Source organism: Rossellomorea vietnamensis (assembly GCF_008180615.1).
GTDB classification, from domain to species: domain Bacteria; phylum Bacillota; class Bacilli; order Bacillales; family Bacillaceae_B; genus Rossellomorea; species Rossellomorea vietnamensis_D.
The window spans coordinates 31,177-48,994 of sequence record NZ_VTEH01000018.1 but is presented as its reverse complement, the minus strand read 5'-3'; the positions used below and the strand labels follow the sequence as shown (position 1 = coordinate 48,994).

Genomic DNA, 17,818 nt, shown 5'->3' with positions numbered 1-17,818 from the left:
TGACGGGGCTCCTTCGATATTAATTAGTTTCCAAGCTCGGCGTTTGCAGCTTTTTCAGCAGCCTCCAAGCCTTCTTCTACAGTCATTTCGCCAAGAAGGACTTTATCAAGTTCTTTGGCAACTGCATTTTTCAAAGCGTAAGCACCAACAATACGAGGATCGTAGAATCCAGCGTCGAATTGCTGTTCGCCTATACCGTATACAGGGTTTTCTTCTTTATATTGTACCCACTCATCGCTCTCAAGCGCAGAGTAGCGGACAGGAAGGTAACCAGTTTTAGAAGCCCAGAATGCAGTGTTTTCAGTGTTGATTAGGAATTTAGTGAATTCCCAAGCGGCTAATTTTTCTTCATCAGCAGCAGAGTTAAAAACAGAAACGTTTGTGCCGGCGAATGGAGTCGCAGCTTCTTTCCCTGCAGGAAGAACCGCAGCAGACCAGTTCAAACCATTTTCTTCAGCGGGACCAGCAACATAAGGGATACCTGCAGAAGAACCGATGTAGATTGCCACATCACCATTTGTGAAAGGACCTGACATGTAACCATCTTCACCAGCTGTACGGGCAACGCCATCTTGGATCATGCCATTTACAAAATCAAGTGCTTCTTTACCTTCTGGAGAATTCATTTTGAATTCGCCGCTTTCTTCGTCAATGAAGTCTCCGCCAGCTTGCTCTACCCATTGATTGAATTCAAGGGTTACAGAGTTTTCCAAACCTAGGCCGACAACTTTCTTGCCATCTTTGTCCATTGTCAATTTTTCAGCAGCAGCGCGAAGTTCTTCCCAAGTTGTTGGAGCTTCTAAGCCAGCTTCTTCAAAGTAGTCAGTGTTGTAGAACATGATACGTGTACTTTTGTTGAAAGGCATGCCGTAGTATTTTCCATCCCAAGTATTAGATTCGCGGAAAATTTCAACGATATCATTCAATTCTTCATCATCCATGCCGTACTTTGCGTCGCTTACATATGGAGTCAAGTCTGCAACAAGGTCGTTTTCAAGATACTCTGTGATCCAGTCTTCATAAGCTTGAGACATTGCAGGAAGGTTCTTTGCTTTTGCAGCAGCCATGATTTTTTGAGAAAGGTCATCATAGCTTCCTTGGTTCACTAAATTTACCGTGATGTTTTCTTGAGATTCATTGAAATTGTCAGTGATTTCCGTTAAAGCAGCTTCATGGTCACCGCTCATCGCGTGCCAGAAATCAATTTCTACAGGTGAAGTAATTTCAGTTGTGATTCCTTCCGTAGTTTCGCCGGCTGTGGCATCCTTAACATCTTTTGTATCTGCTTCAGTGGAAGCATCTTCACTGTTGTTTCCGCAGGCAGCTATCACGGCTGCGAATACTAAGGTCAGCATCAATAGTAAAAACTTCTTCATGTAAAACCCTCCTGAAAATTATATTATTTTGAAAATCATTAGTGCCAAGAGTCAGTCTTGCAAAACAGCTTATGAGTTGGACCACCTCCTTAAATGCAATATCCTTCGTTATCCTTTAATTCCAGATCTGGCGACACCTTCGATGATATATTTTTGTAGGATCAGGTAAAGCACAATCATCGGCAGGATGATCATCGTGGAAGCGGCCATGAGCAGCTCATAGACAGTGCCGGCTTCTGTGCTGAATGAGGTCAGTCCTACAGGCAGTGTCCTCATTTCCTTTGATTGAGTGACTATCAGCGGCCAGAGGAATGCGTTCCAGCTTCCGATGGCTTTCAGCAAGGCAATCGTAATCAGTGCCGGTTTGGCTAGAGGCACCATGATCATCCACAGGAAGCGGAAATTACTGCAGCCATCGATTTTGGCGGCATAGGACAGTTCTTGCGGAATGCCCAGGAAGAATTGCCGCAGCAGGAAGATGGCAAAAATGCTGGCAAGCCAAGGGACGATAAGGGCTTCATATTGATCGATCCAGCCAAGGTTCGAAAGGGTTACAAAGTTCGGAATCAATAAGACCTCGCCGGGCACCATCATGGTCCCGAGCAGTACAGCAAACACAATGTCCCTGCCGTAAAAGTTGATTCGTGAAAATGCATAGGCAGCGAGAATCGTCGTAATCAGTTCACCGATCGTGGTAAGGACGGTGACGATTATGCTGTTCACGGTATATTGGGCGAAAGGAGCCATTGCCCAGGCAGCAGCGTAATTTTCCCATTTGAATTCGCCTGGAATCCAAACTGGCGGCATCGTCATGACTTCACCCGAAGATTTCAAAGAAGTGCTGATCATCCAGATGAATGGAAGCAGCATCAGCAGGCTCCCCAAAATGAGCGTGAAATAAATGAATGTTTTAGATAAGGCATCTCTTTGCAATGAGTACTCCTCCTTTCTCTAGTAGGTGACCTTACGCTTTCCGATGTAGAGCTGGACAAGCGTGAAGATGAAAATCACGAGGAACAGGACATAAGCGGCAGCGGATGCAATTCCGAATTCCCACTCGTTATAAAATTTTTCAAAAATGTAGTATACAACGGTCTGGGCGCTGTAGGCAGGACCCGGTTTGCCGTCAAATAAAGCAAAGACTTCATCGAACACTTTGAAAGAGTTGATGATGGATACGATTGAAATAAAAAAGGTGGTAGGTGAAAGCAAAGGCACCGTAATCGCTAGAAATCTGTTCCACGGTGAGGCTCCATCAATCCTTGCTGCCAAATAGTACTGCTGGTTAATGGTTTGCAGGCCTGCCAGGAAAATGACGATATTGTATCCGAGCCCTTTCCAGATACTCAGGATAATCAGAGCCGGCATTGCCCATGTGGGATCAGTCAGCCATTCTATGGGTGAAATGCCGAACCACCCAAGAAAGAAATTCAAGATCCCATAGTTCGTATGAAAAATCCATCTCCAGACAATCGAAACCGCCACAACCGAAGTGACAAAGGGTATGAAGTAAATGGTGCGGAAAAGCCCTTTGAACTTAATATTGGAGTTTAATAGAATAGCGATTCCAAGCGATATGATAATCGATAAAGGCACAACACCGAGCACGAAAATAATGGTGTTCTTCATCGACTGCCAGAATTCGGGATCCGAAAAAATATAGGTGAAATTATCTAATCCGTACTCATTGACGATGTCCTTAAAATAATCATAATCGGTGTAAAAGCTCATCAAGAAAGACTTGATGATCGGATAAATATTGAAAACCCCTAGAATTAAGAGTGCAGGGAGCAGATACAGAAGGGCTTTCAGGGTAGCGAGCAAAGTTGGTTTTGGATCCACCGTGACCCCTCCTCTATCGTTTGGATTCTATTAAATTTTTTTCTGTTTCTGAATCGAATATATGAAATTGATGATTACGGATGCCGAGTTTGACGTTATCATCTTTCTGTCCTTGAAAATCAGGCTGTACCAGGGCCCGGATCTGCTTGTCCCCGACTGTGGCGCTCAAAAGGGTATCCCTTCCGATTCTTTCTACGAGGTCCACTTTTACCGTAATGCCTTCTTGATGTCCCTCTGCAATATGGAAGTCCTCAGGTCTGACACCGAGAACCAAATCACTGCCATTAATGGCAGCAGGCTGGACTCCAGAAGGCAGGCTCAGCGTTTCTTTTGTTCCCTTCAGTACGATTCTCCCAGTCTCTTTATCTGCTGTTACAGGAATCATATTAATCGGCGGGCTGCCCATAAATTGACCGACGAAGATATTCACCGGATGGTCGTACATCTCCTGAGGAGGACTGAACTGCTGATATCTCCCGTCTTTCATGAGAAGTACTTTGTCAGAGATGCTCATTGCCTCTTCCTGGTCATGAGTGACAAAGATCGTCGTGATGCCGACTTCCTGCTGTATACGCCTGATTTCTTCACGCATTTCAAGGCGAAGCCTGGCGTCCAGGTTGGATAATGGTTCATCAAGCAGAAGCAGTTTTGGTTGTTTGACGAGTGCCCTCGCGATGGCAACCCGCTGCTGCTGTCCGCCGGAAAGCTGTCCAGGCTTGCGGTCGATCAGATGGTCGATATGAACAAGTTCTGCCATCTTTTTCGCCCTGTCTTCCGCTTCTTTCTTCGGGACTTTCGCCATTTTTAAAGGAAACATAATATTCTTCAAAACGGTCATGTGAGGATAAAGCGCGTAGTTTTGGAATACCATCCCGATTTCCCTGTTTTCCGGCTCCACCTTATTGACAAGCTTGTCCCCAAAAAGCATCTCGCCGGAGGTCGGCTTATAAAGACCGGCAAGCATGAACAAAGTCGTACTCTTGCCGCAACCGCTGGGACCAAGAAGAGACACGAGCTCTCCTTCATTTATAGTTACATTTAAGTTATCTACTGCAGTTACATCATCGAACTTCATTGAGATATTCTTTAAGTCTATTTTCAAGGTGAAACCCCCTAAGCTGTGTTCTATAAAGCAACAGATTTCATTTTACTCGGGGTTTGATAAAGAGGAATGAGAATATTGTAAAAAATATGTTAATTGTTTGAAAATTGAGTTTGGGAAGTGGCTCCTTTGGAAATGTGAGAGTTTCTTTTTAAAAGTGGGAGAGGGAGGGTGCGTATGGTGCGGTGGCATCCCCCTCTCAGGAGCGCGGGTAGATACATGAGTTGATAGATTGGGTGGAGATGTGTATCCGGGAGCGCGGGGTGGGTACATGAGTTGGTAGATTTGAGGGGAGATGTGTATCCAGGAGCGTGGGGTGGGGACACGAGTTGGTTGATTTGGGTGGAGATGTGTATCCAGGAGCGTGGTGTGGATACATGAGTTGTTGTTTTTTGTTTGAGACGTGTGCCAAGGAGCGTGGGGTGGATACATGAGTTGATAGGTTTTGGTGGAGATATGTATCCAGGAACGTCGGGTGGATACATGAGTTGGTAGATTTGGGAGGAGATGTGTATCTAGAAGCGTGAGGTGGATACATGAGTTGATAGATTTGAGGGGAGATGTGTATCCAGACCCGTGAGGTGGATACATGAGTTGATAGATTTGAGGCGAGATATGTATCCAGAAGCGTCGCGTGGATACATGAGTTGAGGTTTTTGGTTGGAGATATGTATCCAGGAGCGTGGGGTGGATACATGAGTTGATAGATTTTGGTGGAGATATGTATCAAGGAGCGTGGGGTGGATACATGAGTTGGTAGATTTGGGAGGAGATGTGTATCCAGAAGCGTGAGGTGTATACATGAGTTGATAGATTTGAGGGGAGATGTGTATCCAGGAGCGTCGGGTGGGTACGTGAGTTGGTGGATTTGGTCTGAGATGTGTACCTATAAGCGTTAGCGTCGGGTGGATACATGAGTTGAGGTTTTTAGGCGAGATGTTTATCCAAGAGCTTGGGGTGGCAACATGAGTTGTTGAATTCCCTTCCCACACAAAAAGAAGCAGCGCGCATCGATTAAACAACCGACACGCACTGCTTCTTTTTTAAGATAGATTCACAAAATTACCAGCCGAAAATCACTCCAAGAAATGAAAAGTGTTTCTTTTTCTTTCCGTCTTCCAAGATATCATGGATATCTCTTTCGATAATGCGAATTAGTTGTTTTTGCGCTCCATAGTTGATGATGCTTTCTACTTTTGGGTTATGATAGTCTTTTTCTACTCGATCCAGAATATTATCAATCTGGACCAATACACGTTTTACTGCAAGCTTTGTTCTAAAGTCATTGCCGGCTGCTTTGTTAAGCTCCTCACCGATTAACTCTACGACATCCGTGTTTGTCAGTGAGCCCGCTTCCACTAGGTTGATAAATCCTTGTGCAACTTCTTTAGATTTCGTTTTGTCTCCGGATACTAGCTTTTCCATTAGAGCTTCAATATGCTCTGCAGGTACTTCCTTAGCTGCATCCACAGTGTTTTCAAAAACTGTGTATAAGCTGAAGTGATCTGTTTCCGCAGTGATTACTCCGTTCTCAAAGCTAGGGTCGCTATCAACAGAAACCCACTGTGCTGAGTTGTCTTCCCATCGGAAAACCTCAAGAGTTTCAGGATTAGGAACTTCCGTATTTACATGGAACGACACTTCGACAGGTGAACTAAGGTGTTCGATGATTTCGTTACCTTGTTTTATCGTAAAATCGTATACCTCAGCAAGAGCTCCCTCGACCGCTTCAGCTTTTTTCATAGAGATTGAGGTATGAACATCTTCAGTAAAGATTGAAGCAGGGAGGGTGAGTGCTACGGTTCCTTTCAGAATCGATAGTTTTACATCCTTTGCTTTTAAAGACTGAACTTGTTCAGCTGAAAGTTCTAAAGAAATCGTTTCTTCCGTGCTTTCTGTTAAATCAAGCTCCAACTCGCTGCCAGCTTGTACATTCGTAATAACTGAATCAGAAATTGCAGCTGTGTTTCCTTCGATAACAGGAGTAACAGTGTTGTTCATATTGTATCCCTGGGCAATGGCTGTTTCTTCATCCCAGAAGAATATACGCTTTTCAACAGGAACCTGCTCCCATTGAGTTGGTTCTACGTACTTTTTCGTGTCGGAGTTTCCAACAGGTTTGTTGAAGTCTCCGCCTTCGAGAAGTGCGCGGTATTCGAATGGCAGTTCTTTTAACGGATCTGCCGGGTTCCAGATGCCGCGCTCGTTGTCCTTCGCGTCTTTAACTGCGGCTTGGAATTTTTCATAATCGGTTTCATCGCCAACAGGCCAGATGAAGTAGGTAACAGCATGGCCCTGTTTAACCATCTCCAGGTTTGTGTTGATGCCGTCTTTGTTGATGACCTGTGCCAGAAGGCGGCCGTAGTTATCTGTCGCTTCTTCGCCAAGCTTTAGTGTCACTTGATCTCCAGGCTGCAGGAGAGTTTTCAAGTGAGCTGATGCAATTTCACCATGGTAATCCTGGTTGTCTCCGTCGACTTCAGCATTGTCACCCATATTCGTTTCAGGTGTGTCGATGTTCACGAAACGTACGCGGTCCGCTCCAAGTACAGGAGTGGAAAGGCGAATGGTATCACCGTCCGTCACAGAATGAACGGTTGAGGTATATTCACCTGCTGCAGTTGGTGCTTCAGGCTGTTCCGCCGCTTCAGTAAGATCGGAAGCTTTTCTAGGAATCAGCTGATAGCTGTCATACTGGCTGAGAATTGCAGTAATGTCATACCATTTTCCTTCTTGTAGTTCTGTAACATCGATTGATCCTTCGATTACGCGAAGGGTGGTGCCGTTATAATCTTCGTCAAGCAGAGTGATGTTATAGCCTCCGCCAGCTGGTGTAGATGGAATGCTCTTCAGGTATCCATTCACTTTTACAAGCTGGCCTTCAAATGGCTCAGCAGTGGCAGGGTCAGTAAGATCACCTAAAGAAATCGTCTTAGCTGCAGGAAGATCGTTTCCGGAAGAAATTACTTCTACCGTTCCTGGAATGATTTCCGTCAGCTGCTTGTAAGAAGTAATTTCACCGGTAACTTTTACTTTGTCTCCCTCTTTAACATTAGGATATTGGGAGAGGTCAAAGCCAAAAAGGTTGATTCCAGCTGTATCATCCTGAAGGTAAGTCGACAGTTTTCCGCCGCCGATAGCTTCATTATCGGCTGTTACGATTCCTTCAATGGTAACCGTTTGTCCCATTTTTAGTTTCGCATCAACGATAGATAGTGTTTCAGCAGGTGTTTCCGGTTGAGTTGGAGCTTCACTTTCAGTAAACGCAATATTGCTTACAGATTCGATTGATTCGCTGCCAGAATAAACGTCTCTTTTTCCTGTTACTATGATTTGTTTATTCAGCGCATCCGGATTATTCAGCGGGCTGAACTCCTCGCGCATATCAGTTTCTAGTTTGACAACGATGGTAGAAGAGGTGTTATCAATAGAGTCAGAGACTTTCACGGCATATTGGCCATTGCTTTCACCGACGATATAGCCCTGCATAGTAACCTCTGTTCCTTGAGGCTGTGCAAGTGCTTCGCTGACAGTCAAGTAATCAACGGCTGGCTCTTCAGCAATAAATTCAATGCTTGTTACATATTCAATGGACTCGTTTCCGGAATAAACATCTCTCTCGCCAGTGACAAGAATTTGTTTATTCAGTGCATCGGGGTTATTCAGCGGGCTGAATTCCGCACGCATATCAGTTTCTAGTTTGACAACGATGGTAGAAGAAGTGTTATCAGTAGAATCAGAGACTTTAACGGCATATTGGCCATTGCTTTCGCCGACGATATAGCCTTTCATAGTAACTTCTGTTTCTTGTGGCTGAGCAAGTGCTTCGCTGACAGTCAAGTAATCACGGGCAGGTTCTTCATTCATAAATTCAATGCTTGTTACAGATTCAATGGACTCATTTCCTGAATAGGCATCTCTCTTGCCAGTGACAAGAATTTGTTTATTCAGTGCATCCGGGTTGTTCGCAGGGCTGAATTCAGCGCGCATATCAGTTTCAAGTTTGACAACAATGGACGTAGAAGTGTTGTCAGTAGAATCAGAGACTTTCACGGCATATTGGCCATTGCTTTCGCCGACGATATAGCCTTTCATAGTAACCTCTGTTCCTCGAGGCTGTGCAAGTGCTTCGCTGACAGTTAAGGTACCATTGACAGGATCAGTTGGCTGCTCAGGCTCAGTTGGGTCTGGCTCTGGTTCAGGTTCAGGTTCCGGGGCTGGAGGGGGAGTAGTTCCTTCAGCTAAAGTATATCCTTGTGTTTTAGCTGTTTCTTCATCCCAGAAGAAAACACGCTTTTCAACAGGAACTTGTTCCCACTGAGCTGGTGTTACATATTCTTTTGTATCTGAATTTCCAACCGGTTTGTCATACTCTCTGCCATCCAGAAGCACACGGTATTCAAATGGCAGTTCTGTTAACGGATCTGCTGGGTTCCAGATGCCGCGCTCGTTGTCTTTCGCTTCTTTAACAGCGGCCTGGAATGTTTCATACTCTGTTTCATCGCCGATCGGCCAGATGAAATAGGTTACGGCATAACCTTGTTTAACCATCTCAAGGTTCGTGTTGATGCCGTCTTTGTTGATGACCTGTGCTAAAAGGCGGCCATAGTTATCTGTTGGTTCTTCGCCAAGCTTCAGTGTCACTTGATCTCCAGGCTGCAGGAGAGTTTTCAAATGAGCTGATGCAATTTCACCATGGTAATCCTGGTTGTCTCCATCCACTGCAGCGTTGTCACCCATATCCGTTTCGGGTGTGTCGATGTTCACGAAACGAACGCGGTCGGCTCCGAGTACTGGAGTAGAAAGGCGAATCGTATCGCCGTCCGTAACAGAATGAACGGTTGAAGTGTATTCACCAGCTGCAGTTGGTGCTTCTGGCTGTTCTGCGGCTTCAGTAAGGTCGGAAGCTTTTCTTGGAATCAGCTGATAGCCGTCATACTGGCTGAGGATACCGGTAATGTCATACCATTTTCCTTCTTCAATTGCTGAAATATCCATAGATCCTTCCAGCACTCGAAGGGTAGTGCTATTAAAGTCTTCATCTACAAGAGAAATGTTGTAGCCGCCGCCGGCAGGGCTGTCAGGGATATTTTTAACATATCCATTTACAGTGACAAGCTGGCCTTCAAATGGCTCAGCCGCGGCTGGATTCATCATATCTTCAAGGGTTAGGGATTCAGCAGCGGGAAGCTCGCTGCCTGAAGAAACAATTTCCACTGTTTCTGCAACGATTTCCGTCAACTGTTTATACAAGGTGATTTCACCGGTTACTTTAACTTTGTCGCCTTCTTTTACATCAGGGTGCTTAGACGGGTCAAAAGCGAAAAGATTGATTCCCGCTGTTTCATCCTGAATATACGTGGAAAGCTTGCCGCCGCCGATAGAAGAATTGTCTGCTGTTACAATTCCTTCAGTGGTTACGGTTTGTCCAATTTTTAGTTTAGCATCTGCGATGGAAAGAGATTCTGAAGGTTCAGTTGGTTCTGCTGAAGAAGAATCTTCAGTAAATTCCATCATGCTGACCTCTTTGACAGCTTCCTGGCTGTAATACGTTCCTCTTTTTCCAGTCACTGTTACTTCTTTGTTCAAAGAGTCAGGATTGTTAACCGGACTAAATTCAGGTTTCATCTCGGACTCCAGTTTTACCAAGATCGTATTGGTTGTGTCTCCAATAGTTTCAGAGACTTTTATGGAATTTTCTCCATAGTAGTCTGTGACGACGTAACCCTTTAAGGTCACTTCTTGTCCGTGCGGCTGTGCAAGTGCCTCACTCGCGGTCAATGTTTCTGCTGAAGTGATTTCAGATGTTGAAGCTGCGGCATAGGTTTGCTTAGCTGGTACCGCAAAAAAACTAAGTACAAGTGCAAAAACAAGCATTAAGCTGGTTGTGCGCTGAAATTTAGTAGTCAATACATTCTCCCCTTTTTAAAAAAATTATGACTATGACAGTCGATTTCTACTATACGGAAGCATTATTAATTGAATGTTAAATTGAAGTTAATTCTTTAGGGGCGGGGCATAGCGGTTCCTGTGTTGGCAGATTTTAAGGAGGATAAGGATAGTTATTTTATACTATAGATTCATCCGGGTTATAGGGAGGAAAGTCCTGCCTCCTTCTAAAACGGAGATGAAATCATCCCTCTATTACGCCTTTATCAATCATGTCTAGGAAGAAATAATCATAAGATTGGATTGGAGAAGGGAAAATGTGGGAGGCGGGAACATGGTTTGGATTCTGTATCTGGGTGCATTGTCTTTATTATTTAATGGAGAGCATCATTTAGCTGCGGCCATAACAGCACTTATTGGCTTTCCCTTCTGTATACTCTGGTCGTCCAGGAAGGCAAAAGAGCCAGCGGGTGATGTGACGCTGAATTACAGAGGAATCGGTCAGTCCGTTGGGGTATCCAAGTCGGGTATGAACACTGCTGGCTCAAAGAAAACACGAAAAAACAAGAATTATAGAAAGGAAGAATACATTCCTGGTGACATAGAAGGGTACTACGAGGATCCGGAAAATGTCCATTTGCAGGAAATCGACAGACGGGAGGAGCGGCGCAGGAGAGAGAATGATGATTTTTACAAAAGCGAAAACGGCAGTTATTCTGCTAAAAGAGAAAGTGAAAGAGCGAGGCGGCAGGCATTGGAAGAAGAGGCCTATCTTCTGCGGAAATATAATGCTGACCACTGGAAAGTGAAAGCGGCAGATGATGCATTGGGCCGCACGGAAAGAGAGCGGGATTGGGAAAATGACAAACAGGATTACCAGCCTGTATGCCATAACTGCAATCACTGGGAGTCCCAATGCCGCTGCTGCAACACATGTGACGATTACCCTTGTAAATGCTGTTATAAATGTAAAGAATACCCCTGCGATTGCTGTGAAGAATGCGGAGCGGCAAGGTGCCGCTGCTGTTCGAAGTGTGAGGCATACCCTTGCGAATGCTGTGACGAGTGCGGCCAGCCGGATCGTTACTGCCGCTGCTGCAGCCGTTGCAGCTCTTATCCATGCCAATGCTGTGATGAATGTAGAGAAGCGAATTGCCGCTGCTGCCGGACGTGCGATTCATATCCTTGCCAATGCTGCAGGACATGTGATGATCATCCTTGCCAGTGCTGTTCAAGATGCGATTCGTATCCTTGTGAGTGCTGTGATGATTGCGGGCAGCCTGACCGATATTGTCGTTGTTAGATGGGAGATAGGGCAAGGTTTCTCATCCTTTCAAAAGGTTAATCCAGTCTGTTTTTATCACTAGATCAGGATACCTTTGTACTTGTTTCTAGATGAAATCTGTCGAAGAGAATTTCTTTACTGGGAATTTTTGGTTCGTTATAATGAAGGTGAGATTGTATTTTCCTAAGGGGGATGAAGATGGCAAAGATTATTGTGACTTACGACCAGCCAAAAGATCAAGAAGGTTTTGACAAGCATTATCATGAAGTTCATGTTCCACTGGTCCAAAAAGTGCCGAATTTAATAGGTGCTGAAGTCCATCGTGTACTCCAAACCATGTACACGGAAGAAAAATTATACTTAATTGCCCAACTCCAGTTTGAAAATCCGGAAGTATTGATGCAGTCACTGGCAACGCCTGAATTTCAAGAAGTTCAGGGCGATGTGAAAAACCTCGTTACCTATCTGAATAAGCCTCCAGTGGTTGCGATTGTGGATTAAACGTTCTGGGTGGGGAGGGACAAGTATCTTGTCCGACATTTCTTATGTAACTTCTTAAAGTGATAACTGGAAGAGTGTTTTTTTCTAAACTAGGAGCAACACTTCTTCATTGGAAAGAGACATGTTTTTATTGTGCATGTCTCTTTATAGTAGTAATGGGTGAGTGAGAGAGCGACATGGTACCTGTACCTCAGTGCGGCAGAATTCAGATACATCTCGCCCGGAACCTGCGTCTCGTGAGCGAAGTTCCGCCCACGTCATACACATCCCGCCCGGAAATCTGTGTCTCGTGACCGAAGTTGTCCCCACGTCATACACATCTCGCCCGGAAATCTGTGTCTCGTGACCGAAGTCCGGTCTACGTCATACACATCCCGCCCGGAATCTGCGCCTCGTGACCGAAGTTGGTCCCCCGTCATACTCAACTATTGATTCTTCATCTCTTGCGGCAGTGTTCTAATCGAATCAATGACCGCTTCAAGCTTGGTTTCGATTCTATGAAGCAGATACATTGTCACGACAATCGGAAAGCCTACCTCTGAAATGAACGAAATTGATTGTTCCAACGTGATCACCTCCTTTCATTAAAGTGGCGGGGACAGCAGCTCAATAACCGTCCCTTTGCGGTCCAATAAATAAGGTGCCCTTTAGCTATAGCCGCCGGGCACCTTTTCCTTTCTTACACTTCGTATTCCGTGACATTGCGCTCGATGACACGAGCTCCTTCGGCAGCTACAAGTGCGCCGCTGCTACTCTGGATGACGTTCGTGGCGATCAATGTGTCCATTACCTGTTTCACTTGATCAGTATCGACGGGCTCAATAGGTGCATCGATGGATACACGAGCCGTTTTGCCAAGCTGGGTAATGAATTGCAATTCCAATGCTTTAGCCATTTTATTTCACCTCCTTTCAATTAAGTCTCAACGCTGCTTACGCGTTGATGTCGTAGCTGTCATTCTTCTCTACCAGCCATAGCGGCCTGGTGCTGAGCCCCGCCAATGCTTGGGCTGCTTGAAGAATTTCGTCTGGTGTGGATAAGTAGTTGATGTTGCCGTACGTTCTGCTTGATAATTTCGGCTTGCCCTTCTCGTCCACTCCATTGTCAAACATCATTCTCAGTTTGATTGTTCTCAAATCTGCAGTTGCCATTTTGTCTCACCTCCTTTCACCTTCTATGTAGAGGGGAGGGAGGGAAAAGGACACCTGGCATTCAAATTTTTCCGAAGGCGGCAGCAATGTTCAGAGTGGGAGACGGTAGATAATATGTTTGCTCTGCGGCTGTTCATGCTGCTTAGAGTTATGTTAAAGAAGGATTTTATTGACTCATATTAATCTTCACATCCATAGGGGAGCGGAGGACGCAATTACTAGGTGGAACGAGGAACCCGTCCTTAATCCCCCTTTCTCTTTCTTTCCCTTTCTTACATTCTTCTTATAGTACCTATGATGTTTCCTTACTGTTCACCGGCTTGTTTTGCAGACGTTCTCCCATTTTTGACTCAATAAAACCTCTTCCAATCTCACTGCTATCTTGAAATTCCTGAAAATACTAATGTTGCGAAACAGTAAGAATGCAAAAAGATCTCCGGAAGCGGCAATTAGAAATAACAGAGGATCATAGAAGCATATCACCATGCCAGGAACTTGGGAGGAGAGACCTTGGATCCTCGGTCCCTTTTTTTACGAAAGCTTTACATCCAAAGTGTTATTTTTTTACATATATTCACTAATATTGACATTAGTAGTTTAATAATTTCCTTTAGAGGAGGACTGGATTTATGTCTAACGGTATAAAAAAGAAAGTCACTGGAATGACAGTGGCTGCGACTATGGCGATTTCTTCTTTGGGTTTCACGGGTGAGGTAACAAAAGCAGCGGCTGAAACAAAAGAGCCGACAAATGTCATCATGATGGTAATGGATGGAACAAGTGCCGGTGCGACTACTTTGGCAAGATGGTACAAAGGCGGCAGCCTTGCGATGGATGAAATCATGATTGGCGGCGTTCGCACGCACTCTGCGGAATCTGCTATCACTGACTCTGCGCCGGCTGGAACAGCTTTATCGACTGGCCATAAGAGTAATGACAAGGTCATCGGCCTTCTTCCTTCTCTAGTGAATTCACCGGGTGTTGCACCAGTTGCTCCTGAGGATGCTCATAAACCGGTCGTTAACGTTTTAGAAGGTGCAAAACAATTAGGAAAGGCAACTGGAATCATCTCTACTTCTGAAATTCAGCATGCCACTCCTGCCGCTTTCTCTGCTCATGTACCTCATCGCAGCAACTATGCTGACATTGCTGAACAACAGGTGTACCAGGGAATGGATGTTGTACTTGGCGGAGGAAAAGACTCCTTGCTGCTTGGAAGCAAAGCACGTGTTGATGGAGAAGACCTATTAGAGGTTGTCAACGATAAAGGCTATGATTTTGTTGAAACAAGGGAAGATCTCCTGAAGTCTGACTCCGACAAAATCTGGGGTGCATTTGCTCCTTCCGCACTTGCTTATGATTTTGACCGTAAAGCAGCAGAGAGCAGTGAACCTTCCATTGCTGATATGACTGAAAAAGCGATTGATACCCTTTCCAAGGATGACGACGGCTTCTTCTTGTTTGTAGAAGGAAGTAAAGTGGACTGGGCAGCGCATGCCAATGATCCAATTGGAATGATCAGTGATGTATTGGCATTTGATGATGCGGTTGGTGAAGCTTTGGAGTTTGCCAAGGAAGATGGAAACACAATGGTCATCGCTGTCAGCGACCATGGAAACAGCGGTATCACAATGGGTAACCAAAGCACTAACGGTAACTACCCTGAAATTCCAGTTTCTGCTTATATTGATCCATTGAAGAAAGCAACTTTGACAGCTGAAGGTGCTCTGAAGAAAATGAAGCCTGATTTTTCCAACTTGGAAGAAGTTGCAGGCTTATACGGCTTAGATGATCTTACTGCAGAAGAGATTGATACTTTAAAAGCTTCTAAGGATGGCAGAGCTCTTCAATCAGCGATGGTTAATATGCTTGCAAGCCGTGCCAAACTTGGATTCACTACAGGCGGTCATACTGGGGAAGATGTTTTCCTATATGCTTACGGTCCATCAAGACCGACCGGCTTGGTAGATAACACTGACATTGCAAAGTCAATGGCAGGTTTCATGGGGATTGATCTGAAAGAAATGACGGACAAGCTGTTTGTCAATGCAAAAGAGTCATTTGAGAACCAAGGGTATTCCACTCGCATCGATGTAACAGATGTGAACAATCCTGTATTTGTTGCAGAAAAGGGAGACACAAAGATTGAGCTTCCTGAAAATAAAAACCTTGCGATAGTAACCAATGGCAGTGAAGAATACGTCAAAACACTCAATGGTATTACAGTTTATAACGATAAAGATTTCTATGTATCTGCACAAGCATTGAATCCACATCCTGAGCAGATGTTCAAAGATGTATCAGCTGATTATTGGGCTTATGAGTACATTCAAGATCTCGCTGGAAAAGGAATCATCAGTGGTGTATCTGAAGAGATGTTTGATCCAAAAGGAAGTGTTACTCGAGGACAATTCATCGCTTTAATCTCCCGTTCCCTGAATCTTAAGGCTGCAAAATCAATTCCATTCACGGATGTTGAAGGCGGTCTGGCAACTGATATTGCTGCTGCATATGAATCTGGAATTGTCTCTGGAACATCTGCAACAACTTTCGAACCAAATAAAAAGATTACGCGTGAGGAAATGGCTGCTATGCTAATCCGTGCATATGAATTTAAAACTGGCACTGCTCTTCAGGCTGGAAAAGAAATTAACTATCAAGATAAACATAAGATCAGCCCAGTTTTCAAAGAATATGTTCAAATTGCGGCTGAACTTGAATTCATGATCGGAGATAAGTTGAATAGATTCAATCCTAAGAATAACGCTACCCGCGCTGAGGCAGCGAGAGTTATCTACTTATTCCATAAGAAGTAAAAAAGGAAAAATTCCACTGTTAAAAGGGACATGGCGTCAGGTTTTTTGCCCCGGGAACTAACCATTTGGCCAGTGCCTTTGAACTTTTATGGTTAAGTTATGGAAGAGTATCTATTTCTGAAGTTAGAGCGGTTATTCTTCATAGAAAAGAGACATGCCATGGCGTGTCTCTTTTCTTTTTACCCCAAGATCATATCGATTCTACATTTCTTATGACAGGCTTCTAAATGGCATTTATAGTTATAAGGTTGACAGAGTAATATTACGCAGGCTATTTGCAAATACACTAGTTTTATATTACTCTAAAGGTGTCTAGGGGGCGGACGGTGAACCAGTGCCCCTGAAAGGAAAGGGGTCAATTGAAAAAATTTATTAAAGAATTCCTTTTATCCTCAGCTTTTGTTTGGGTTCTTTATTTTTTTCTTCTCATCACAAGCGGCTTTACTGTGGGTTTAGGAGAATCTGAAGGGTTTCTTCCCGTGTTCGGGATTTTCCTTCCTTTGCTCTTTCTGATTTTTGTGGTGTTACCAGGTGTTTATATAAGTATCATTCTCAGAAATGAAAAGAATAAGTGGGGAAAGGGCTTCCTCTATTTTTGCCTCTCCTGGCTTTTGTTTTGGGGACTCCTGCAGATGACGGGACCTGTTATAACCAGAGTGCAGAATCATATTATTTTTGGGGGCCAAGGTGAAGAACAGAAGCAGGCTCTTATTTCTAAAGCTGAAGTATCTTTAGAGGAAAAACAAAACAGGCAATTTAAATTAGTTAATGCCGACTATGAGAATGACATCAGTTTTCATGGTGTTGCCTTTCGTCTGAATTTTATTGAAACAAACTGTGAGGACTGTCGTGTAGAAGCAGTCTATTTATCTCATGAAGATAACGGTTGGAGAATGAAGATTATTAACGGGGAAATCTGGTACTTGGAAGAGGAGCAGAAGTAAGTATCATGCAGTGAGGCTTGCTTCAAGGGTTCATTTTAGAGGAAATAGGAGGACAAGCTCATTTTCCCCAGATATGATTCCAATTGGCGTACCTTGGAATCTTTACAGTTAGGGCAGAGAAGAGCAGCTTATTTTATTGAAATTAAAAGGCGGTTCTTCTTTATTGAAAAGAGGCATGTCATTGACATGTCTCTTTTCTGTACTGTTAGTTGGGGAAGAACGGAACAAGGGACCCTGCGTACCAGTTATTTGTTTAATGAACGGTCAAGGAACACCGCAAATATTGCTCTGGTTACGTTATCGGCAGGTCCATAGCTTCCATTCCCTTTTCCAGTAGTGGTTTTATATAAGCACTTCAAAGACTTCCAAAAAGGCCAATTTGAGTTAGAAGAAGTTCAAAACCTTGCAGCAAAAAAGTCATTAACGGTTTCCTGGATGCAACCTTCAAGCCTGGCATGAATTAGACCCGCGAAAAGGCAGCTGCTTTGATTGCCAGAGTAGTTAAAAACCTCCCACTAGAAGAAACATCACCAGAATCTTCTACAGGAGTGAAGTCCTTTTTCGCTGCTGCTGCAATTAATTTAACAAGGTCGGTGTGCGCTCCATCTCTTTATTTATCTTTTTCCTTGAATAAAGCTTTTTTCAATTCCTCTATTTTTGCATCATATTCGGCCATTTTTTTATCAAAAGCGGTATCTTGTTCCTTCACCGATTCCCACAAGGATTTCTTTGGCTTCATATCGATTCTCCTTTGAGTCTGTACTTTTAAGCAGCTGTAATCATAGTTTATGCTTTAACAGGTTACGAGTGAATTGATAAACCTCAGTCTGCTATGATCGTTCCCATCAAGGTTCCCTTTTCGCACTTTAATGCGTTAATGTTAAATAACAAGGGACCAGTCTCTCAGACCAA

Annotated in this window: 14 protein-coding genes and 1 pseudogene; 6 read left to right on the top strand and 9 right to left on the bottom strand. The window is 44.1% G+C overall.

Annotation, left to right across the window (positions count from 1 at the left end; translation table 11 throughout):
• Positions 1-23 precede the first annotated feature (23 nt).
• From FZC79_RS18685 to FZC79_RS18665, 5 genes are all read right to left on the bottom strand, one after another.
• Positions 24-1,376, bottom strand: a complete 1,353-nt coding sequence (locus tag FZC79_RS18685) for an ABC transporter substrate-binding protein (protein WP_148948270.1) — start codon at positions 1,374-1,376, stop codon at positions 24-26.
• A 108-nt stretch (positions 1,377-1,484) separates the two neighbouring features.
• Positions 1,485-2,309 carry a carbohydrate ABC transporter permease gene (locus FZC79_RS18680; protein ID WP_148948269.1) on the bottom strand — a complete coding sequence of 275 codons (825 nt, stop codon included), beginning with the start codon at positions 2,307-2,309 and terminating at the stop codon, positions 1,485-1,487.
• 18 nt (positions 2,310-2,327) lie between these two features.
• The gene (locus FZC79_RS18675; protein ID WP_148948268.1) at positions 2,328-3,218 is read right to left on the bottom strand and encodes a carbohydrate ABC transporter permease; all 891 of its coding nucleotides are present in this window, start codon (positions 3,216-3,218) and stop codon (positions 2,328-2,330) included.
• Between the two features lie 13 nt (positions 3,219-3,231).
• Positions 3,232-4,320 (bottom strand): ABC transporter ATP-binding protein, encoded by a 1,089-nt coding sequence (locus FZC79_RS18670; RefSeq protein WP_148948267.1) that lies wholly within the window; start codon positions 4,318-4,320, stop codon positions 3,232-3,234.
• A gap of 1,062 nt (positions 4,321-5,382) precedes the next feature.
• Positions 5,383-10,230, bottom strand: a complete 4,848-nt coding sequence (locus tag FZC79_RS18665; RefSeq protein ID WP_148948266.1) for a thermonuclease family protein — start codon at positions 10,228-10,230, stop codon at positions 5,383-5,385.
• A gap of 659 nt (positions 10,231-10,889) precedes the next feature.
• On the opposite strand from FZC79_RS18665, the gene FZC79_RS23915 reads away from it, so the two are divergent.
• From FZC79_RS23915 to FZC79_RS18655, 3 genes are all read left to right on the top strand, one after another.
• Positions 10,890-11,018, top strand: a complete 129-nt coding sequence (locus tag FZC79_RS23915) for a hypothetical protein (protein ID WP_286365384.1) — start codon at positions 10,890-10,892, stop codon at positions 11,016-11,018.
• 51 nt (positions 11,019-11,069) lie between these two features.
• Positions 11,070-11,576 carry a hypothetical protein gene (locus FZC79_RS18660; protein WP_148948265.1) on the top strand — a complete coding sequence of 169 codons (507 nt, stop codon included), beginning with the start codon at positions 11,070-11,072 and terminating at the stop codon, positions 11,574-11,576.
• Positions 11,577-11,692: 116 nt separating this feature from the next.
• The gene (locus tag FZC79_RS18655; protein WP_148948264.1) at positions 11,693-11,995 is read left to right on the top strand and encodes an EthD family reductase; all 303 of its coding nucleotides are present in this window, start codon (positions 11,693-11,695) and stop codon (positions 11,993-11,995) included.
• Positions 11,996-12,420: 425 nt separating this feature from the next.
• Here FZC79_RS18655 and FZC79_RS18650 read toward each other — a convergent pair whose 3' ends face one another.
• The 3 genes from FZC79_RS18650 to FZC79_RS18640 form a co-directional block, all read right to left on the bottom strand.
• Positions 12,421-12,561 carry a YvrJ family protein gene (locus FZC79_RS18650; RefSeq protein WP_148948263.1) on the bottom strand — a complete coding sequence of 47 codons (141 nt, stop codon included), beginning with the start codon at positions 12,559-12,561 and terminating at the stop codon, positions 12,421-12,423.
• Between the two features lie 113 nt (positions 12,562-12,674).
• Positions 12,675-12,890 carry a DUF2922 domain-containing protein gene (locus tag FZC79_RS18645; RefSeq protein ID WP_148948262.1) on the bottom strand — a complete coding sequence of 72 codons (216 nt, stop codon included), beginning with the start codon at positions 12,888-12,890 and terminating at the stop codon, positions 12,675-12,677.
• A 37-nt stretch (positions 12,891-12,927) separates the two neighbouring features.
• Positions 12,928-13,146: a DUF1659 domain-containing protein gene (locus FZC79_RS18640; RefSeq protein WP_148948261.1), complete on the bottom strand. Its 219-nt coding sequence runs from the start codon at positions 13,144-13,146 to the stop codon at positions 12,928-12,930.
• A gap of 629 nt (positions 13,147-13,775) precedes the next feature.
• Between FZC79_RS18640 and FZC79_RS18635 the strand changes: the two are divergent.
• The 3 genes and pseudogenes from FZC79_RS18635 to FZC79_RS18630 all read left to right on the top strand — a co-directional run.
• Positions 13,776-15,416 (top strand): annotated as a pseudogene (locus FZC79_RS18635) (alkaline phosphatase); the annotation flags it as partial.
• Between the two features lie 15 nt (positions 15,417-15,431).
• Positions 15,432-15,962: an S-layer homology domain-containing protein gene (locus tag FZC79_RS23665; protein ID WP_252183392.1), complete on the top strand. Its 531-nt coding sequence runs from the start codon at positions 15,432-15,434 to the stop codon at positions 15,960-15,962.
• Positions 15,963-16,321: 359 nt separating this feature from the next.
• Positions 16,322-16,906 (top strand): hypothetical protein, encoded by a 585-nt coding sequence (locus FZC79_RS18630; protein WP_187442879.1) that lies wholly within the window; start codon positions 16,322-16,324, stop codon positions 16,904-16,906.
• Positions 16,907-17,516: 610 nt separating this feature from the next.
• Here FZC79_RS18630 and FZC79_RS23910 read toward each other — a convergent pair.
• On the bottom strand, positions 17,517-17,645 hold the full coding sequence (locus tag FZC79_RS23910) for a hypothetical protein (RefSeq protein ID WP_286365383.1): 129 nt from the start codon (positions 17,643-17,645) through the stop codon (positions 17,517-17,519).
• Positions 17,646-17,818 lie beyond the last annotated feature (173 nt).